The 19033-nt window shown below is 55.9% G+C and carries 17 protein-coding genes and 1 pseudogene; 8 read left to right on the top strand and 10 right to left on the bottom strand.

The window, feature by feature from the left end; translation table 11 throughout:
- Positions 1–34: 34 nt before the first annotated feature.
- Positions 35–1633 (bottom strand): efflux RND transporter periplasmic adaptor subunit, encoded by a 1599-nt coding sequence (locus NF78_RS21440; protein WP_072016217.1) that lies wholly within the window; start codon positions 1631–1633, stop codon positions 35–37.
- A gap of 201 nt (positions 1634–1834) precedes the next feature.
- On the opposite strand from NF78_RS21440, the gene NF78_RS21435 reads away from it, so the two are divergent.
- From NF78_RS21435 to NF78_RS21420, 5 genes are all read left to right on the top strand, one after another.
- A complete protein-coding gene (locus NF78_RS21435; RefSeq protein ID WP_035991515.1) occupies positions 1835–2029 on the top strand; it encodes a hypothetical protein in 195 nt (64 codons plus the stop codon).
- Positions 2030–2045: 16 nt separating this feature from the next.
- Positions 2046–2180, top strand: a complete 135-nt coding sequence (locus NF78_RS33090; protein ID WP_263970672.1) for a hypothetical protein — start codon at positions 2046–2048, stop codon at positions 2178–2180.
- A 37-nt stretch (positions 2181–2217) separates the two neighbouring features.
- Entirely contained in the window at positions 2218–2910 is a 693-nt protein-coding gene (rppA, locus tag NF78_RS21430; protein WP_035993600.1) for a two-component system response regulator RppA, read from the top strand.
- Positions 2879–4264 (top strand): two-component system sensor histidine kinase RppB, encoded by a 1386-nt coding sequence (gene rppB / locus NF78_RS21425; RefSeq protein WP_035991513.1) that lies wholly within the window; start codon positions 2879–2881, stop codon positions 4262–4264. Before rppA (NF78_RS21430) ends, rppB (NF78_RS21425) begins: the two co-directional genes overlap by 32 nt.
- A 61-nt stretch (positions 4265–4325) precedes the next feature.
- A complete protein-coding gene (locus tag NF78_RS21420; protein WP_035991511.1) occupies positions 4326–4892 on the top strand; it encodes a Uma2 family endonuclease in 567 nt (188 codons plus the stop codon).
- Between the two features lie 49 nt (positions 4893–4941).
- On the opposite strand, the gene NF78_RS29900 is transcribed toward NF78_RS21420, so the two are convergent.
- The 3 genes from NF78_RS29900 to rppA (NF78_RS21410) all read right to left on the bottom strand — a co-directional run bounded on the left by NF78_RS29900 (position 4942) and on the right by rppA (NF78_RS21410) (position 8303).
- Positions 4942–5910: a DUF4365 domain-containing protein gene (locus NF78_RS29900; RefSeq protein WP_081972818.1), complete on the bottom strand. Its 969-nt coding sequence runs from the start codon at positions 5908–5910 to the stop codon at positions 4942–4944.
- 285 nt (positions 5911–6195) lie between these two features.
- A complete protein-coding gene (gene rppB / locus NF78_RS21415; RefSeq protein WP_035991508.1) occupies positions 6196–7611 on the bottom strand; it encodes a two-component system sensor histidine kinase RppB in 1416 nt (471 codons plus the stop codon).
- Positions 7608–8303, bottom strand: a complete 696-nt coding sequence (gene rppA, locus NF78_RS21410; RefSeq protein ID WP_035991506.1) for a two-component system response regulator RppA — start codon at positions 8301–8303, stop codon at positions 7608–7610. Before rppA (NF78_RS21410) ends, rppB (NF78_RS21415) begins: the two co-directional genes overlap by 4 nt.
- 128 nt (positions 8304–8431) lie before the next feature.
- Between rppA (NF78_RS21410) and NF78_RS21405 the strand changes: the two genes are divergently transcribed.
- Positions 8432–9097, top strand: coding sequence for a cobalt transporter (locus tag NF78_RS21405; protein ID WP_035991504.1), 666 nt, complete (start codon positions 8432–8434; stop codon positions 9095–9097).
- A gap of 4 nt (positions 9098–9101) precedes the next feature.
- Complete coding sequence (locus tag NF78_RS21400) at positions 9102–12263, top strand: efflux RND transporter permease subunit (protein WP_035991502.1); 3162 nt, start codon at positions 9102–9104, stop codon at positions 12261–12263.
- A gap of 93 nt (positions 12264–12356) precedes the next feature.
- On the opposite strand, the gene NF78_RS21395 is transcribed toward NF78_RS21400, so the two are convergent.
- The 6 genes and pseudogenes from NF78_RS21395 to NF78_RS21365 form a co-directional block, all read right to left on the bottom strand.
- The gene (locus NF78_RS21395) at positions 12357–12794 is read right to left on the bottom strand and encodes a hypothetical protein (protein ID WP_035993598.1); all 438 of its coding nucleotides are present in this window, start codon (positions 12792–12794) and stop codon (positions 12357–12359) included.
- Between the two features lie 121 nt (positions 12795–12915).
- Entirely contained in the window at positions 12916–14304 is a 1389-nt protein-coding gene (locus tag NF78_RS21390) for an MBL fold metallo-hydrolase (protein ID WP_035991500.1), read from the bottom strand.
- Between the two features lie 174 nt (positions 14305–14478).
- Positions 14479–14946, bottom strand: a pseudogene (locus NF78_RS21385) (beta-lactamase hydrolase domain-containing protein); the annotation flags it as partial.
- Between the two features lie 145 nt (positions 14947–15091).
- On the bottom strand, positions 15092–17203 hold the full coding sequence (locus NF78_RS21380) for a copper-translocating P-type ATPase (protein ID WP_072016215.1): 2112 nt from the start codon (positions 17201–17203) through the stop codon (positions 15092–15094).
- Between the two features lie 146 nt (positions 17204–17349).
- Positions 17350–17934 (bottom strand): DUF305 domain-containing protein, encoded by a 585-nt coding sequence (locus NF78_RS21370; protein ID WP_263970671.1) that lies wholly within the window; start codon positions 17932–17934, stop codon positions 17350–17352.
- Positions 17935–18094: 160 nt separating this feature from the next.
- Entirely contained in the window at positions 18095–18439 is a 345-nt protein-coding gene (locus tag NF78_RS21365; protein WP_035991491.1) for a four-helix bundle copper-binding protein, read from the bottom strand.
- Positions 18440–18795: 356 nt separating this feature from the next.
- Between NF78_RS21365 and NF78_RS21360 the strand changes: the two genes are divergently transcribed.
- On the top strand, positions 18796–18993 hold the full coding sequence (locus tag NF78_RS21360) for a hypothetical protein (protein ID WP_035991489.1): 198 nt from the start codon (positions 18796–18798) through the stop codon (positions 18991–18993).
- Positions 18994–19033 lie beyond the last annotated feature (40 nt).

The raw sequence follows: 19033 nt of genomic DNA, 5'->3' as shown, positions 1-19033 counted from the left end.
GGATTTTGTTGGGTTCCACTTCGTTTCACCCAACCTACTTGTCTTCGACGGCGACGGGTTCCTGGGCGATAGGGACGGCGGCAAAGGAGGAGTTGGGATCGGGGGACGAGCCATTGAGGGCATGTACCGGGACTGGGCGGGAGCGGCGACCGAGGAGAAAGGCGGTGGTGGCGGTGGCGGCGATCGCACCCACGCCGCCTACCGCTAACAGCCACAGGGGAGCGCCCTGGCGGGTCGTTGCCATATCGGCTTCGGCTTCAGCCTCGCTACCGTCGCCCCGCAGGGATTGGGCGTAGAGCTGCAACGCGCCCTGGGTGACGACCTGATCGCCTTCAAACAGGCCAGACTGCACCTCTACCGCGTCGCCAGCGGTGCGGCCCAGGGTGACCTCCACCGGCTCAAAGGCATCGCCGTTTTGCACAAACACCAGAGATTTACCGTCGGCATCGACTACAGCACTGGCTGGAACGGTGAGCACTGGGGTCGGGGTTTGCTCGGTCAAAATCTCTAGCTCGGCGAACATGCCCGGCTTCAGGCGATCGCCCGCATCCTCTAGAACAGCGGTCACGGGCACCACGCGGCTGGTGCCATCCACCACGGCCCCCACTGTAATCACCTGGCCGGTAAAGAACTGATCCGGCAAACTGGCAACGGTGATGCGTACAGACTGTCCGGGGGCCACGGTGCCCAGGTCTTTTTCATAGACATTGGCCGTCACCCGCAGGCTGTCGCCATTCACAATGCTCAGCAGCGGGGTGACGGCCTCTTCCACCGCTTCCCCTAGGGTGACTGGCCGCTCCGCTACTTTGCCCGCAATCGGGGCATTGATGGTCACCATGCCCTGCTCGGTGGCGGGGCTGTTGAGCTGTTGCAGGCGCGTCTCGTAGGCGGCGGTGCTGAGCTGCACCTGGGAACGGGCGGCGGCGAGTGTGGCCCTGGCGCGCTCTAGCTCGGCCTGGGCTTCGAGCAGGGGCTGCTGGCTCTGGGCGCGGGTGAGGTTGCTCTGGGCTTCAGCTAACTCGGATTGAGATTCTAGAAACTGCTGCCGGGCGATCGCCCCCGCTCCCAGCAACCGCTCATCCTGGGTAAAGCGCTCCTGGGCGAGATCGAGCTGCTTTTGGGCCGCCTGAATTTCGGTGGTGGCGATCGCCCCCTGCCGCTCGTAGTTGCGCTGGGCCAGGGTCAGGTTAGCTTCGGCGGAGCGTAAATCGGCCTCGGCCCCGACGCGGTCTTCCTGAGCGCTGACCCGCAGGTCAATCAAATCAGGCGCAAGGATTCGCGCCAGCGGCTGTCCGGCGGTCACCGTTTCACCGGGCTCGACCAATAGCTCAACCACTGTGCCGTTGATTGGCGCATTTACCATCACGGCCTTGTCTGGCTGGGCAATCAGCTCTCCGGTGGTTTGCAGGCCCAGGCTCAAAACCTCTCGCTTGACGGGCACCACCTGAATGCCCAGGCGCTCGGCGGTGGCCGAGTCTACCCGAATGCCGCTGGCGGGTTGGCTGGTCCCCGACTGAAACTCAGCCCCGTGGTCGTGGCCAGTGTGGGCCAGAGCCGCGATCGGTGCCGATACCAGCACAAGCCCCAATACTGAGCTGGCCCAAACAGAGGCTCGGCAAGGCTGAACACGCATACGGTTTTCCCTGAAGATAATTCAAAGCACTAGATTAAACCGGACTCTATCAGCCAATGTTCAAATCAAAATGAAATTTAGGCACAACCTGTTTGGCCTGACGATTTGCTTCCCTTGACTCTAAAACCGACTTGAGGATTTAGGCTCAAAATAGCAGTACTGTGACCTTTGGGCTGTCAACTACCCTCATCGGTTAACTGTATGAAGCTACCCAACTCTCCCCGCAACGCGATGCGCGAACTCGACCGCGTCGTTGCTAAGGTGATCAAAACCGTCGACTCTGCTCAAACGGTGGATAAACAGACCTTTGAGCGCCTGCTGGATGGCGTTATCTTCCAGGTGGCCAGAAATCGTCGTTTAGACGTCAATCAGGAATCAGGTAGCGTTGGTCACTGACCAGGTGATAGCCGGAATGCCCCAGGAATACGGGCAGCTGGCCGAAGAGCTGAAGGGTTGGGAGACCCTAATCGCCTTTCTGTACATCAAGTATCAACAGGTGTTGGGAATCGACACCTCGATGTTTGAACCACAAGCCCGAAAACCTTGATGCTAAATCAACCGCCCAGGAAATTTACTTGAATGCCATGCGAATTCTGCTGGTTGAAGACGAGCCCGATTTGGGCAAAGCCATCAAGCGCACCCTGACCCAGGAAGCCTACGTGGTGGACTGGGTGCAGTCGGGGGATGAGGCGCTGGCCTATCTGGAGCACGACCTATCGCTCTACACGGTAGGGGTATTCGACTGGATGCTGCCGGGAAAGTCGGGAATTGAGCTGTGTGAGTGGCTCAGGTCGCACCATCATGCTCTGCCTATCCTGATGCTGACAGCTAAGGATCAGATTGAAGACCGCATTGCTGGTCTGGATGCCGGGGCCGATGACTACCTGGTGAAGCCCTTTAGCATGGCGGAACTGCTGGCGCGACTGCGGGCACTGCGGCGGCGATCGCCCGAACTCAAACCCAGTAAGCTACAGGTGGGGCCGCTAGTGCTGGACTGCGATCGCAGAATCGCTTTCCTCCACTCCGGCGAACTTGACGAAAAACCCATCGAACTCACCCAAAAAGAGTTTCAACTGCTGCGATATTTCATGGAGCATCCCAATCAAATTTTGACCCGCGATCAGGTGCTCAATCAGCTTTGGGAAATTGGGGCTGAGCCCAACAGCAACGTCGTGGCGGCCCAGATGCGCCTGCTCCGTCGAAAATTGGCGCAGTATGGCTGTGAAGAGTTTATCGAGACTGTCTATGGCATGGGATACCGCCTCAACACCCAATAGGCTGTTTCGCCGCAGCCGCCGACAGCTCACCGTCTGGTATACCGGCGTGATGGCGGTGGTGCTGGGCATCAGCGGGTTTGGGGTGTATGAGGCGATCGCCCATGCCCACCGCGTCACCGCCGATCGCGAACTCAAATCTGTGGCCGAAACGGTTCACGATGCCCTCGAAGCCACCCTGACCGCCAACGGCGAAATCGATGGCGTTTCGCCCAACTTGCTGCCAAACCTGTGCGTTGCCGGGGAACCCTGTCGGGTTCCCTTTGAGCCATCGCGGGGGCACCACAGCGGGTCGCCCTATCGCGGCAGCTACTACTTTCGAGTTGTGTCTTTAGAACGTGAACTGATGGCCACGGCGGGCATTTGGCCTGAGGGGCTGCCCCCGACTAGCACCGAGGCGGCCTGGCAAACCCTGTGGACTGAGGACGGCAGCCAGTACCGCCAGATCGCGCTGCCCCTCTACAACCTGAATGACCAGAGCCGCCTGGGAACGCTGCTGGTGGGGCGCTCGTTCCACGATTTTGCCGCCTACCTGACCACGATTCGGGGAATTATTTTGCTCAGCTTGCCCATCACGCTAGGGCTGATTGCGGCGGCCAGCTGGTGGCTGGCGGGGCTGGCTCTGAGGCCGGTGCAGGTGTCGTACCGCAAAATTCAGCAGTTCACTGCCGATGCCGCCCACGAGCTGCGCACCCCCCTGACGGCGACTCAAGCCACCACGGAATCTGTGATGCGCTTGCCCAAAATTTCTGACGCTGAGGCCCGCGAGACGCTACAGGTGATCAACCGTCAAAATCAACGCCTGACCAATCTTGTGAGCGATTTGCTGCTGCTGTCTCGGTTGGATACCCAGGTGCCATCAGCCAAAACACCTTGCTGTTTGCAGGATATTCTCAGCGACATTGAAGAAGAACTAGCGGCATTGGCGATCGCCCGCGACGTTCACCTCATCCTGAATCAACCCGAAAATCCTGCGATCGTGGTTATGGGCAATGAAGAACACCTCTATCGATTGGTATTCAACCTTGTCAGCAATGCTCTCCAGCACACCCCCGCAGGCGGAAAAGTGAGCATCCGGCTCCAGCAGACTATTCGCAAGACATTTCCTGAAGGCGAAAAAAATCAGGCGGTGGTGACGGTTGAAGATACTGGAGTCGGCATTGCGCCAGAAGACCAGACCAAAATTTTCGATCGCTTCTACCGAGTCGAAAAAGATCGCTCTCGCCATAGCGGCGGGTCGGGCCTGGGACTGTCGATTGCGCTAGCGATCGCCCAGGCCCACGGCGGGGATATTCAGGTGCAGAGTCAACCCGGCAAGGGCAGCACGTTTGCAATTACTCTGCCCAAGTCGTCTTAAAAGACTTCTGCGTTCGTTAGATTAAGAGTGTCAGTCACGTCTCGATGGGGCGATCGCCACGATGATTGCAATTCCAGCCGGGTTTAGCCCGCAAGAATATCTGGCGATGGAGCAGGAGAATGTCATTCGCCATGAGTATCGGCAGGGCTTGGTTTACGCAATGGCGGGCGGCAGCGACGACCATAGCCGCCTTAGCATCAATTTGCTGACGGAAATCAATCTGCATTTACGAGATGGCGACTGCCAGTTTTTTTCGGGAGATGTCAAGGTCAACTATGCCGACGACTTTTTCTACTATCCTGATGCGTTTGTCACCTGCGATCCGCGCGATAGGGAAGATCGTTACGTGAAGCGCTACCCAAAACTCGTCGCCGAGGTGCTATCTCCTTCGACGGAGGAATTTGACCGAGGCGTCAAGTTTGAGGATTATCAGTCGCTAGATTCTTTGGAAGAATATGTGTTGATTTCTCAAGATGAAATGAGGGTTGAATGTCGGCGGCGAGTGACACCAAATTCTGGTCAATGGGAAACCGAGATCTATGTTGAGGGTGAGCAAGTTTACTTGAGGAGTATTGGGTTGAAGATTGAAATTAGGGACTTGTATCGCGGTGTGAACCTAGCTCTCTAACGGCTCAAATCAGCAGCGGCAAATACCTCAAACTTACCACCAGTACCTTTCAACCATCCGCTGAATTTGAATTATTAGACTTCACGGCATGTTTAAGTTTTTTTGACTTCTGACCATATTTAGTCCAACCATTTTGCCGTAATATTCTTGCCCAATTCTCTGCGAAAGATGCAATATCCTTCTGCAAAGTCTTGTCTAGGACAACTAATCCATTTTCTTCAACGCTTGCACACACAAAGTGTTTAACACCTAAGCAAAAGTCATATTGAGTCATACTAACAGGAACCCAATGATCCCAATCACCGCGTGGGTCTTCATACTGGGTAAAGAATATGATACTTGGATCAAAGACTACCTCACGGTTCAATCCTTCGCCATCATAATTTAAATGCCTAACACTGATTAATCCATAACCCATTGTTTCGATGTTCAAAGGGAGGTGATATTTGTCTTTATGTTCTAGTTGAAACCAAGCTCCTGTTTCTTGTAAATCTACTTTATGAATCTCTGCAAGCTGAGTAACAATTTCTTGCGTATGAATGCAATATGGAACAGCGGGTAACATTGCATCCACAATGTAGGCTGATGCTAGCTTAAGCAATTTAGGAATAGAGGACTCATTTATATTCTGATCAAATGGAACAATGATCTTCCATCCTTTTCTAGTCGTCTCGATATATCTCTCCTGAACTGCTTGCCAGTGAACTTGATGATCTTCAGGTTTATATAAAGCGATAATTACAGGCAATGAGTAACTCTTCCAATATTCGAGATGCGTTATTGATCCTCGATACAGAAATCCATTCTTGACCTTCTCGCTGAACCAACTACTACCAGATTTAATCTGTATGGCAATTAATTGTCCCGTTGGTTTTCCGTCTATACAAACCTCCACTTGAGCATCAATTCCGACATCGACTATTGGTTGCTCCCTAAAGATCCAGCCGATGTCTAGAAAAGCACGTTCTACTGCATTCACACCTTCGCGTTCAATTGTATTAAATCGATTACTTCCCATGCCTGCCTATGTGCTCTAATTAGTAGTGTTCAATTGTACTATCGCAAAAGAGAAAAGAGAAGTCTGACTATGTATTCAGCGTCATATTTGATGGATAATACCCTTTATTGCGGTGTTATCTGTCACAGATGGCGGATAACACCCTCAATTCAGATATCATCCGTCAAGTCAGCTTTGCCCGACGCAGCGTCACCGCATTAATCGCCACAATCACGGTCGAAAGGCTCATCAGTGCGCCCACCGCAGGCGAGAGCACAATCCCCCAGGCCGACAGCACCCCCGCCGCTAGCGGAATGGCGATGACGTTGTACCCTGTTGCCCAGAAGGGGAGATTGCTGCCAGCGGAAGCTGAATGACAAACATACTGCCGTTCCCAACTTCGCTGGTGACGGATATTTGCCCATGATGCCGCTTGGCGATCGCCTGGGCAATCGCCAAGCCCAAGCCTGTCCCGCCAGTCTTGCGGGAGCGATCGCTGTTGACCCGATAGAAGCGCTCAAAAATGCGGTTTTGCTCCTCAGCGGGGATGCCAATTCCCGTATCTTTGACGGTGATGGTGGCAGCGCGATCGTGGGTCGCTAAACTCACGACCACAGAGCCTCCTGGCAGTGTGTACTGAATGGCATTAGCTATGAGGTTAGACACTAGGCGATAGAGCTGAGACTCATAACCCGCAACATAGATTTGGGTATCTAGAATCTGGCTGCTGAGGTGAATGTCAGTCGTGGCTGCTAACTCTGCCAGTTCTTCGGTTAAGTCGGCAACAATATCGTTCAGGCAGCATGGCTGAGGGGGCTTAGCGGCAGTGTCTTGCTCCAGGCTGGTGAGCAAGAGCAGGTCGGCCACAAGCTGGCTGAGGCGACGACCCTGACGCTCTACGGTATGCAGCAACACGGGCACCTGTGCCGCTTGTTCTGGGGGCAGGCGGAGAATCGCTTCCACCGTGGCGAGCAGACTGGCGAGGGGCGATCGCAGCTCATGGGCCGCATTAGCGGTAAACTGCTGCTGCCGCTGGTACGACTGATAAATCGGCTGTATGGCCAGCCCCGACAGCGCCCAACTTGCGATCGCAATCAGCCCCAACGCCAGTGGAAAGCCGCCGATTAGAATCCACCGCAGTCGCTGGAGTTCGGCATCGAAGGGAGCCAGGGTACGCCCTACCTGCAAATACCCCCAGGAGGGATGTTCATGGGTCGCCTCACCAGGGGCATGAGCATGGGCCGCGCTGTGCAGAATGGTGGTGAACTGGCGGTAGCGGGGGCCGTCTGCGGTCTGGAGGGTTTGCCAGGGGGCGGTATTGAGCGTGTCCGGCAGCGGTTGCGGCTGATTGGTCGAAAAGGCCAGCAGGTTGCCCTGATCGTCGAACAGGCGAATGTAGTAGGTGGTGCGATCGCTAATTCCCAGCGTATGGCGTTGTATCAGCGACGGATTTGGCTCACAGGGCTGCTCTACAATGCACAGGTCCGGCAAGATCTGCTGCAATACCTCAGTCGGATCTTCGGAGGGCGGCAACATCGGCTCCAGACTGTCGTGGAGCGTACCTGCGATAGATTCAATTTCGCGCTCCAGGGCCACCCAGTTGGCCTGCACCAGCGCCCGTGCCATACCGAACCCCGACAGGCTCAAAATACCGCCCATTACCAGGGCATACCAGGCGGCGAGGCGCAGGCGACTGCGGCGAAAGAGCTGCTGGCTGTTCATGGTGTCACCCGAAAGCGATACCCCTGCCCCGGCACCGTTTCGATGGGGCAGTCGCAGGCGTAGCGGGCAAACTTGCGGCGCAGCAGGCGAATTTGGGCGGCAACGACGTTGCTGACGGGTTCTTCGTCAATGTCCCAAAGCTGGGAGCGCAGCTTGCTGCCGGGGATGATGCGATCGCCGTTTTCCATGAGATAAGCCAGCACCTGAAACTCTTTCAAGGTTAAAGGAATTTCCTGGGTCGGCTGATTCGGCAGGTTGACGAGCAGTTGGGTGTTGGCATCGTCCAGGGTGAACGCACCTACGGTCAACTGCTCGGGTTTGAGCTGGGGCGATCGCCGCTGCAAGGCGCGCAGTCGGGCCAGCAGCTCGTCCATCACAAAGGGTTTGACGAGGTAATCATCGGCTCCGGCATCCAGTCCGGCGATGCGATTTTCCGGTTGTCCTAACGCGGTCAGCATGAGGACGGGGAGGGGATTGTGATGCGACCTGAGCCGCTGACATAGCTCCAGGCCAGAGAGTTCTGGCAGCAGCCAGTCAAAAATCGCCACGGTGTAGTCGGCCCACTGATTTTCCAGGCAGTACCAGGCTTGCGCCCCATCGGTGACCCAGTCCACCACGTACTTTTCGCCGACCAGCACCTGCTTAATCGCCTGTCCCAAATCTTCTTCGTCTTCTACTAACAGGACGCGCATGGCACTGGAGCTATCCACCACGAAGCCGATTCTACCGGAGTCGCTTCCGTTTCATCTGGTTTTCATCTTCCCTGTGGCACCCTGTTGAGGATTTTGCTTCGCGCTGTCGCAACTGTGAGGAGGATCCCATGAAGCGCTTACCGTTATTGAGTTCTGTTCTGGCGTTGAGCCTTGCTTTGAGTACGCCTGCTGCCCTGGCGCACGTCGGTCATGGCGATGAGTTTCAGGCCGAAGGCGGCGTGAACCGGGTTGAGGTGAATGCCGAAACCGATTCGCTGTTGGGGATTCAGGTGGATCCCATTGAGTCTGCCGCCGATGGTAGCGGTGCCGTTTTGATTCCCGTTACGGCTCTGGTCGAAGACAACGGTCGGCAACTGGTGTTTGTACAGTATGAAAATTTCTATGAGCCGGTGCCCGTCACAACAGGCGAAAGCCAGGGCGAAATGGTTGCCATTTTAGAAGGGTTGTCGGTAGGTGAACAGCTCGTCACCCAGGGCAGCCTGTCGCTCTATGCCGAGTCTCGCAAAACGCAAACCGCAGAAGCCGAACCGGCAGCGGCTGAAACGACGAGTGAAGTTCCCGCTGAAGCGCCTGTGGCAGAGGCTACTGAGATGGAATCCACCGAGATGGAATCTACCGAGATGGAAGCGAGCGAAGTGGCAGAGGCCTCCGCTGAAACGACAGAAGCTTCCGGAGGTTTTCCAATGGGTGTGATTGCGGCCCTCGGAGCGGGTGCAGTTCTGTTAGTGGGTGCAGTGGTTGTTTTAGGTGGTGGCAAGAAGGGGGGCGTTTAGGTAAATGCTGAACGCGCTGCTAAATCAAATTCTCAAAAATTCCATTGCCCAGCGGTGGTTTATTGTGGCGGGGGCGATCGCCGTCACGATCTGGGGCGTCTTTAGCGTCACCCAGATGCCGTTGGATGTGTTTCCGCCCTTCGCCCCGCCCCAGGTGGATGTGCAGGTGGAAGCCGTTGGGTTAGCCCCAGAGGAAGTGGAAACCCAGATCACCGTGCCGATCGAAAGTGCGGTGAACGGGCTGCCGGGGGTGACGACGGTGCGATCGTCCTCCAAAGTGGGGCTGTCGATGGTCAGCGTGGTGTTTGACCAGAATGCCGACATTTACCAGGCGCGGCAGGCGGTGACCGAGCGACTGCAACAGGTCACCAGTCAACTGCCGGAGAATGCCCACCCGCCGGAAATCTCGCCGCTGGTGTCGCCGCTGGGTACGATTCTGCAATACGCCTTTACCGTGGATGGGCAGGGGCCAACCGACCTGATGGCGCTGCGCCGCCTGGTGGACGTGACCCTGAAGAACCAGATTCTCTCGGTGCCGGGGGTGTCGCAGGTGACGGTTTACGGCGGCGACGAGCGGCAGGAGCAGGTGCTAGTGGATCCTGAGCGCCTGCAAGCCCTGAACGTGTCCCTCAACGAAGTTACCGCTGCGGCGACGGGGGCAAACTCCAGTGCTCCAGGCGGCTTTTTGATTGGCGGCGGCCAAGAACTGCTGGTGCGCGGTATGGGCCAGATGCAGTCTATCGAGGATTTGCAGCAGTCCGTCGTGAAAGTGCAGGATAGTGAGCCGATTCTGCTGCGGGATGTGGCGACGGTGCAGACTGGGGCGGCGCTAAAGCGGGGGGATGCCAGCCTCAACGGTGAGCCAGCGGTAGTGCTGATGATCAACAAGCAGCCGCAGGTGGACACGCCCACGGTGACGAATGCGGTAGAGGCGGCGATCGCCGAACTCCAGTCCACCTTTCCCTCCGACGTGCAGGTGACGCGCACCTTCCGACAGGCGAACTTCATCGACTCCGCCATTCGCAACGTCAGCGGATCCTTAATTCAAGGCATCATCATCGTCTCGATTATTCTGCTGCTGTTTTTGATGAACTGGCGCACAGCTATCATCACCCTCAGTGCCATTCCCCTATCGCTGCTGATTGGCCTGTTGTTCATGAAAGCCTTTGGCCTGGGCATCAACACCATGACCCTGGGCGGCTTGGTGGTGGCGATCGGCTCGGTGGTAGATGACTCCATTGTAGATATGGAGAACTGCTATCGCGGTCTGCGGACCAACCAGGCCCAGGGCAGACCCAAGCATCCTTTTCAGGTGGTGTTTGACACGTCGGTACAGGTGCGGCTGGCGGTGATTTTTTCCACGGTAATTATTGTTGTGGTGTTTGCCCCCATCTTTAGCCTGACGGGTGTGGAAGGCCGCATCTTTGCCCCGATGGGACTGGCCTACCTGTTCTCCATCATGGCCTCGACCCTGGTAGCGATGACGCTATCCCCAGCCCTGTGCGCAATTTTGCTGGCTAATCAGAATCTGCCTCAGGAAGGCACCTTTGTGTCGCGGTTAGCGGAACGCATCTATCGTCCACTGTTGGGATTTTCCATGCGGGCACCACAGATCATTCTGGCGCTGGCGTTGGCGGCGTTGGTGGCGACAGCGGCAGTGGTTCCCTCCCTCGGTCGCGTTTTCCTGCCTGAGTTTCAGGAAAAATCCCTGGTCAACTCCATGGTGCTGTTTCCCGGCATTTCTCTGGACATCACCGTAGGGGCGGGTAAAGCCCTGGCCAACTCCCTGAAGGACAATCCTCTCTATGAATGGGTGCAGGTGCGGGCCGGACGATCCCCCGGCGATGCCGATGGGGCGGGTGTAAATATGGCCCACGTTGATGTCGAACTCAGCGACGAAGCCCTGAAAGACCGCGAAGCCAGCGTCCAGCAACTGCGGGAGGCGTTTCTGGAACTGCCGGGGGTGGCACCCAATATCGGTGGATTTATCTCCCACCGCATGGATGAGGTGCTGTCGGGGGTGCGGAGCGCGATCGCCATCAAAATCTTCGGCCCTGACCTGGCCGAACTGCGCAGCATCGGGGAACAGGTGCGTGACACCATTGAACCGATCGCTGGGGTAGTGGACTTGCAACTGGAGCCGCAATTACCCATCCGCCAGGTGCAGATTCAGTACGACCGGGCAGCCGCTGCTGGCTACGGCCTGACCATGGCCCAGATCTCCGAGGTGGTAGAAACGGCCCTGAACGGGCGTGTCGTCTCCCAGGTGCCGGAAGATCAGCAGCTCATCGACGTAACCGTGGCGCTGGCGGAGAGCGATCGCAACAGCCTGGATGCCATCAGCAACCTTCCCATCTCCACGCCAACCGGGGAAATCATTGCCCTGGGCGATGTGGCCGATGTTGGCTACGGCATGGGGGCAAACGTGGTCAACCGGGAAGATGTGTCGCGCCTGATTGTGGTGTCGGCCAACGTCGCCGATCGCGATCTGGGCAGCGTCGTCGGCGACATCCAGGCCCAGATTTGGGAGAATGTGCAACTGCCCAGCGGCTACTTCATTCAGTACGGCGGCCAGTTTGAGGCGGAGCAAAACGCCACCAACAGCCTGCTGGTGTACAGCATCTTGGCGGCGATCGCCATTGCCGTGCTGATGTTCTTCTCCGTCAAGTCGCTGCCCGCGACGGTGGCGATCATGATCAACCTGCCCCTGGCGCTGGTGGGGGGCATTGTCTCGATTTTGCTGACGGGTGGGGTGATGTCGGTAGCCTCGCTGATCGGCTTTATTACGCTGTTTGGGGTCGCCGTCCGCAACGGCCTGCTGCTAGTGGACAACTACAACACCAAATTCGCCGAGGGTCTACCTCTGCAGAAAGCGGTATTTCACGGTTCTCTGGAGCGGGTGAACGCCATTCTAATGACGGCGCTGACCTCGGCCTTGGGGATGCTGCCTTTGGCGATCGCCAGCGGGGCGGGCAACGAAATCCTCCAACCCCTCGCGATCGTAGTGCTGGGGGGCTTGTTTACCTCCACTGCCCTGACGCTGCTGGTGATTCCGGCGCTCTATGCCCGGTTTGGTCGCTGGTTCATGCCCAAGCCAAAACAGGCAGATGAGGCGGCGTTTTCCAGCGATGGCGCACCACCATCGACGGTGATGTACAAACCGTAGCCTGTCACAAGGCTGAACTGAAGGCGCGATCGCTAGCTGCTGAAGAGGAGGGCGATCGCGCCTTTCACTTTCTTGAAGATGAATCAACCCCAGTTAAACCAGATGCCGTCTGGCAAACCAAACGACGAGGGGGGGCACTAAAACCCACTGTAAAAACGGCAACGCACCCGTTCCCAATAACGGCACGATCGGCATGGTGTCGGCGTATTGCCAAAGGTTCAAAATCCCTGTCGCAAAGAGTTCAAAAACTACAGTGACAACGACACCCACCAGCACAAAAATACCCATCCGTTGGACATTGGGCCGTCGTAGCCACTGGCGAGATTGAGCGATCGCCGCAACAGTCCAAAAGGCCAGCAGTGCAATACCGACATCACCTACAGTCGCTAATGTACAATTTGTGACTCTTTCCTGGCACGACAGGTCTGACGGTAGCAAGAAGAAACGCATTTGCTGAACTTCCCAAAAGAAGTTCAGCAAGAAGGCGAAAATCGCGATATTCCATTCGGGGGAATGGATGAAACGATTCAATTGGTGTCTCCTAGGCAGCTTTGTCCCAAAAACCATTGTAAGTTTCAGCTAATTTCAGCACCCTTAATCTGTTGAATTCAATCGGTATTAATGAGAACGTGAGGCCTGGATTGACCTAGCGTCAAACCATTTCGTAGTTGGCCCGTTTCCAGGCGCTCATCCCCCCCAACACATTGGCAACATCGCGCCAGCCGTGGTGCTGGAGTAGACTGGCCGCCACCGACGCTCGATAGCCACTGCCACACACAACCGCAATGGGGCGATCGCGGGGCACTTCATCCAGGCGATCGGGTAGTTCAGCGCCAGTAATAAACGTCGCGCCTTTGATATGGCCGCTGTTCCATTCCCCTTTTTGGCGCACGTCCAGCACAAACAGATCATCCTGCCGTTGTAGTTGCTCCCGCAGGGTATGTACACTCCACAACGGCAAAAACTCAATCTCCCGCGCCGCTGTGCGCCAGGTTTTCATGCCGCCCGCCAGCCACCCCTGGGGCAGGTCGTAGCCAATCCGCAGCAGTTGCCAGCAGACTTCCCACAGATCGCTGGAGCGCTCTAGCACCAGAATCAGGGGCACATCTGGCGGCAGCACCGACCCGGCCCAGGTAGCAAAGGATGCGCTCAGGGCGACATTGACCGCACCGGGAATATGGCTGGCAAAGGCTTCGGGCGAGCGGCAGTCTACTACCATTGCACCGTCTTTTTGCAGCTGCTCAAACTGCTTGACGGTAAGCGGTGGTGGATCGGCCAGCACGCCCAAGAGCGCCGGTCCCTGCTGATTGGCTTTTCGCATGCGGGGCCAGTAGGGCGGGACGGTGGGCAGCTCCGACAAATCTAAGCATTGCTTCGTAAAATCATCCTGAGAGGCCAGGTTCGCCAGCATTTTATTCATACGACGCTCGTAGCCAATGGTGGTGGAGAGGCGGCTACCGATGCTGCCGCCGCAAAGGGAACCGGCCACATGGGTGGGATAGACTTCCACATAATCTGGCAGCTTGAGAATTTTTTCTTGTAGCGTCTGGCAGAGTTGTCCCGCATGGCGGCGAATGTCTTCGTCTGAGCCGAGTAAATCGGGGCGACCGACATCATCCACCAGCAGTGCGCCACCAGAGAGCAGCATCACGGGTTCATCGCCCCGACCCCGATCGGTGACGAGAAAGCTCATATGCTCTGGGGTGTGACCTGGGGTTTGCATCGCCTCAAAGACGATTTCGCCCATCTCCAGGCGATCGCCATCGCCCATTCCCCGCACGCTGTAGCCTAGTTCGGCCCGAGCACTGCCGATCAGCTGCACGTCGCCGCGCTCAGGCAGTTCGCAAATGCCGGTAAGGTAGTCGTTGTGCTGATGGGTATCGGCGGCATAGTGGATCTGCATCCCCTGCTGGCGGGCCGTGTCGAAGTAGGTGTCAACATCGCGACGCACATCAAGCACCAGGGCTTCGCCGGTTTCTTCGGAGCCAACAAAGTAGGAGGCGTGACCTAAACTTTCGAGATAAAACTGTTTGAAAAACATGGTTTTACTAGGAATAACACAGGGGAAGCTTCTCAAGGAAACGTGCAGTTGGGATTGGCGTTCGCTTAAAGATCAGACAGCCAAAATCCCAATTGCTACGAGTTATGCAGACGCATAGTACATACGCGGATTCTGGTGCCGCTTCACAGACGCCAAAATCCCAATTGCTACGAGTTATGCAGACGCATGTGGATCGGTATGGCTGTCAATGTAGTGAATAAAGAACTGCTTCATCTGGGGATGGGCATCACAGTCGAAACCGTTTTCTTTGCCCTTTTTAAGGGCGGCATCCGCGCTCATGCCATTGCGGGTGGCCTCATACATCAGCGCCATCGCGCCCGATCGCATGCCGCTTTTGCAGTGAGCCAGCACGGGCTTGGGTAACTCGTCTAGGGTTTGCATTACCCGATCGGTCAGTTCGTCGCTGATGTCGCTGGGCTTGACGGGAATTTGGGCATAGGTCAGCCCCGCCTGCTCGACATTGGTTTTTTCGTCGGCTAAAGCCCCCTCTTCCTGGGGCGATCGCAAATTCAACACCGACTTAAATCCAGCCTGGGCCGCTTGCTCAAAGCTAGTGGATTCGGGTTGGTTGGTGGCGATCGCAATGTCGTCGCTGAGGTATTTAATATTTTCCATGGTTTTAGTTAGGTAAACAGTTCGTTAACGTCCCGCCATCGGATTAAGCAGTGTCTTGGATGTTCTGGGTAGTCATTTCCTCGTCTTTCCTTGAGTTTCTCTGTTTTGAATTCGAATTTTGGCTGATGAATTCAAAACTCAAAACTCCTATTTAAGTTAGCTTTGCCCTCCGCAGCATTACCGCGTTGATCGCCACGATGACTGTGGAAAGGCTCATCAGCAATGCGCCCACCGCAGGCGAGAGCACAATGCCCCAGGCCGACAGCACCCCCGCCGCCAGCGGAATGGCAATCACGTTGTACCCCGTGGCCCAGAACAGGTTTTGAATCATCTTGCCGTAGGTCTTTTTCGCCAGCACCAGGGCTTTTACCGCATCCAGGGGGTCATCTTCTATCAGCACCAGGTCGGCAGATTCGATCGCCACGTTCGTCCCCGCCCCGATCGCCAGTCCCATGTTGGCTTCCAGCAGCGCCGCCGCATCGTTGATGCCATCCCCCACAAAAGCGGTAGGGGCTTCTTTTTTAAGTTCCTTAATACGGTTCACCTTGTCTTCCGGCAGCACGCGGGCATAGTAGCGATCGATGCCCAAATCCTCTGCCACAGCACGGGCCACGGCTTCGGCATCGCCCGTGATCATCACCGCCTGAATGTCCATTTCGTGGAGGCGATCGATGGTGGTGCGGGCGCGTTCTCGCACCTGGTCGGCCATAGCGATGACAGCAATGGCGCGATCGCCAGTCATCAGCACTACGGCACTTTCGCCGCGATCGTCGGCTCGATCTAGCGCTTGCTGCAAGGAATCCGAGAAGGACAGGTTTTCCTCTTTCACCCATTCGGGGCGACCCACTCGGTAGTTTTGCCCGTCGATCATGCCTTCTACCCCCCGTCCAGTCACGGTCTGGAAGTCGCGCATGTGGGGTAGGTCGAGCTTACGTTCTTTGGCAGAATCGACAATCGCCTTCGCCAGGGGATGTTCGGAAGGATTTTCGAGGGCAGCGGCGATCGCCAACGCCTGCTCCTCACCCATGCCATCAGCTGCAACATTTTGAACTCCAAATTTGCCCTGGGTCAGGGTGCCGGTCTTATCAAAGGCGACGATTTTGATGTCCTTGGCCCGTTCCAGCGAATCGCGATTGCGTACCAAAATCCCATTCCTCGCCGCCAGTCCGGTCGAGTTAGCAATCACCAGGGGAATTGCCAGTCCCAGGGCGTGGGGGCAGGTGATCACCAGCACCGTCACCGCCCGGTTGATAGAAAAGATCAGATCCGCCAGCGTCAGCCAGACGACAAAGGTGAGGGTGCCAGCGGCGATCGCGATAATCGTCAGCCAGTAGGCCACCTTATCCGCCAGCACCTGATAGCGACTGCGGGACGACTGCGCCTCTTCCACTAGCCGCATGATCTGGCTGATGGCCGTGTCATCGCCGATGCGGGTGACTCTCACCTGCACCGAACCTTCCGTATTGACGGAACCCGCAACGACTTCATCGCCGACTTCCTTATGAACGGGCTTAGATTCCCCCGTCAAAAACGACTCGTTGACGCTGGTGCTGCCCTCAATCACCTCGCCGTCGTTGGGAATCTGTTCCCCCGGACGAATCAAAATCACGTCCCCGGTCTGAATCTGATCCACAGAGACATCTTCAATGTCGCCGTTTCGCATCCGATGCGCTTCATTCGGGACAAGAGTGGACAGTTCCTCCAGGGCTTTGCTAGCTCCCTGCACCGAGGCCATCTCAATCCAGTGGCCCAGCAGCATGATGTCAATCAGCGTCGCCAGTTCCCAGTAGAAGGGCATCCCCTCCAGCCCCAGGGATACGGCAAGGCTGTAGATAAACGCCACCGTAATCGCCAGAGCAATCAGCGTCATCATGCCAATTTTGCTCTGGACCTCGTGCCACGCCCCCTTTAGAAATGGCCAGCCGCCGTAGAAATAGAGAGCAATGCCGAGAATCGGGTTAATCCAACCGGAGCCGGGGAAGGCGATCGCCTCATACCCCAACCAGCCCTGCAACTGCGGCGAAAAGTAGAGAATCGGCAGGGTCAGCACCAGCGAGACAAAAAACCGCTGTTTGAACATCGCCGGGCTGTGGTGTCCGTGGCCGCTATGTCCGCCGTGACCTTTGTGGCCGCCCTGAGCGCTGTGGGTATGGTCGCCGTGGTATGCACCAGCCGCCTCTACGGGATGGCCAGTATGGTTGCCCGAATGATGACTGCCTCTGGAATTTTCGGCCTGAGTGGTGTGATGGTGGGGATGGTTCATAGGACTGGGGTGAGCAACGGCTCGCAGTAGTGAATAGGGTTACGCTAAAGCCTTAGGCCAACTGCAAGCTCTAGTGTTTGCAACAAAAATTCGTGCTAGAGGGGCAACGGTAATGCCTGGATGTAGCCAATTTTTGCGTCTCAGCCCTATTCAGGGGTGGGAGTGCTGACAAAGTCTGGCACCTCTCTCCCTTCTAGCTCAGCTTCTGAGCTGACCAGGCCGTTTTCTCGGATATCAGAAATCAGCCATTCCATTTCGTTGATTTCGCGGCGCTGGGCTTCGATAATTTCATCCGCCAGTTCACGGACTCTAACATCCTGAATCTGGGCGCGCTCACTGGTCAAAATCGCGATCGAGTGGTGCGGAATCATCCCTTCCATATAGTCCACATCGCTCACCGTGATCTGACTACGTACCAGCCACAGCGAAGCCCCAAATAAGACAATGGCCGCAGCATAAATAGCGATATTCATGCTGCGGTTCTTATACATGTGCAGCATGTACGACAGCATAATCACCATCATCGCGGCACCCATAATCAGGGCCATATAAACCCGCGTTTCACTAAACCAAGCATGGTCGAGAATTTGATACGAATGCAGATACATCAGAAAGAACATCACCACAATTGACGTGCCAATCATGGCGAAGTATCGAACATAGCTGCTGCCCATACTGTTATCATGCGCTTTATCAGCATGGGAGTTCATTGCGCGGCCTTCAGTTGTCATGGGTTTTCCTCAAAATCAACACGTTGAAAAAAATTAGTCAGAATGAATAACCGTCAGAAACAGGACTCGGTTTAATAAAAGCTATTCAATTAAGTAGGCCAGTGCCCGCACCGGGATGGCCCACCGATAGGCATTCACCTAGGTATTCAAATCAAAGAAGTTAGGCCGTTGCCATCGCTGCCTTCGCAATCTTGCGATAGGCTTCTGCAGCCTCACGACAGGAGCGGGCACATTTTTTACAGTGATCCATATCGTGCTTTTCGCACTCTTGAGCACAGGTTTCGCAAATTTCGGCACAGGCCTTAGCCAGCGGCGCAATAAAGTAAGACCCTCGCACCATGAAGGTTGCCAGCGTGCGACAGCTTTCTCCCGTATCTAGGCACATGCGGGCACACTTCACCATTTCCGGTTTGCCCATACAGGCTTCGGCACAGTGCTCACATTCCACCACACAGGCCATTGCTTTATCAAAGCTAGATTGATACTGTTCGTGGTTAAGAAGCATAACGTTTTCTCGAATAGCGATGGCTCAGAGATAGCAAGAAATACCCTTTTACATCACCCATCAATGGCAGGAACTTCGACTTCACTCCAAAGAGGTAGCTCAATTTCATCTTGATTTCATCCATAAATGTTAATCAACATAAGGACTGAAGAATTAGCTTCTACAGCCCTCATTTCATCGCCATTTCACAGAGTCTCTCTAGGCTAGTAATGGTCAAAGGCCGACCCAAGAGGCGATCGCACTATTGCGTTTCTTATCGCTGCCTTGACTCTCTAGTCGGCTAGAGGATCTACGATCGCAGTATCAACCTTCAGACCCCAAAGGTCTTTTGGAAACATGATGTAGGAGGTTCAACCATGGATGCCAAAATCGTAGCGTCTGGTGCGGTTGGGTTTGCTGCTGGTATCGTTGTAACCCTGCTCGTTAGCGTGTTGTTGATGGTCGGCATGATGGGGCGCAGCGGCATGATGCGCGGTTGGGGATGCAGCAGCGCGAATCCAGTCGCCGTTCCCTTTAGTGAAGCTAGCTTAGCCACCACAACTCAACTGGCTTGATTGCAATACAGCGCTCCTCACCTGATTCAGTTCTCGCATT

The sequence above is a fragment of the Leptolyngbya sp. KIOST-1 genome (assembly GCF_000763385.1).
In the GTDB taxonomy this organism is placed as follows: Bacteria; Cyanobacteriota; Cyanobacteriia; order Phormidesmidales; family Phormidesmidaceae; genus Nodosilinea.
Note: the sequence above shows the minus strand (reverse complement) of the source record. Positions and strands in the feature narration are given on the sequence as shown.

What these genes read in the sequence shown, in the direction of transcription:
- NF78_RS21440 (WP_072016217.1), bottom strand. Translation starts at nt 1,633, where the DNA reads ATGCGTGTTCAGCCTTGCCGAGCCTCTGTTTGGGCCAGCTCAGTATTG.
- NF78_RS21435 (WP_035991515.1), top strand. Translation starts at nt 1,835, where the DNA reads ATGAAGCTACCCAACTCTCCCCGCAACGCGATGCGCGAACTCGACCGC.
- NF78_RS33090 (WP_263970672.1), top strand. Translation starts at nt 2,046, where the DNA reads ATGCCCCAGGAATACGGGCAGCTGGCCGAAGAGCTGAAGGGTTGGGAG.
- rppA (WP_035993600.1), top strand. Translation starts at nt 2,218, where the DNA reads ATGCGAATTCTGCTGGTTGAAGACGAGCCCGATTTGGGCAAAGCCATC.
- rppB (WP_035991513.1), top strand. Translation starts at nt 2,879, where the DNA reads ATGGCATGGGATACCGCCTCAACACCCAATAGGCTGTTTCGCCGCAGC.
- NF78_RS21420 (WP_035991511.1), top strand. Translation starts at nt 4,326, where the DNA reads ATGATTGCAATTCCAGCCGGGTTTAGCCCGCAAGAATATCTGGCGATG.
- NF78_RS29900 (WP_081972818.1), bottom strand. Translation starts at nt 5,910, where the DNA reads ATGGGAAGTAATCGATTTAATACAATTGAACGCGAAGGTGTGAATGCA.
- rppB (WP_035991508.1), bottom strand. Translation starts at nt 7,611, where the DNA reads ATGAACAGCCAGCAGCTCTTTCGCCGCAGTCGCCTGCGCCTCGCCGCC.
- rppA (WP_035991506.1), bottom strand. Translation starts at nt 8,303, where the DNA reads ATGCGCGTCCTGTTAGTAGAAGACGAAGAAGATTTGGGACAGGCGATT.
- NF78_RS21405 (WP_035991504.1), top strand. Translation starts at nt 8,432, where the DNA reads ATGAAGCGCTTACCGTTATTGAGTTCTGTTCTGGCGTTGAGCCTTGCT.
- NF78_RS21400 (WP_035991502.1), top strand. Translation starts at nt 9,102, where the DNA reads ATGCTGAACGCGCTGCTAAATCAAATTCTCAAAAATTCCATTGCCCAG.
- NF78_RS21390 (WP_035991500.1), bottom strand. Translation starts at nt 14,304, where the DNA reads ATGTTTTTCAAACAGTTTTATCTCGAAAGTTTAGGTCACGCCTCCTAC.
- NF78_RS21380 (WP_072016215.1), bottom strand. Translation starts at nt 17,203, where the DNA reads ATGAACCATCCCCACCATCACACCACTCAGGCCGAAAATTCCAGAGGC.
- NF78_RS21370 (WP_263970671.1), bottom strand. Translation starts at nt 17,934, where the DNA reads ATGACAACTGAAGGCCGCGCAATGAACTCCCATGCTGATAAAGCGCAT.
- NF78_RS21365 (WP_035991491.1), bottom strand. Translation starts at nt 18,439, where the DNA reads ATGCTTCTTAACCACGAACAGTATCAATCTAGCTTTGATAAAGCAATG.
- NF78_RS21360 (WP_035991489.1), top strand. Translation starts at nt 18,796, where the DNA reads ATGGATGCCAAAATCGTAGCGTCTGGTGCGGTTGGGTTTGCTGCTGGT.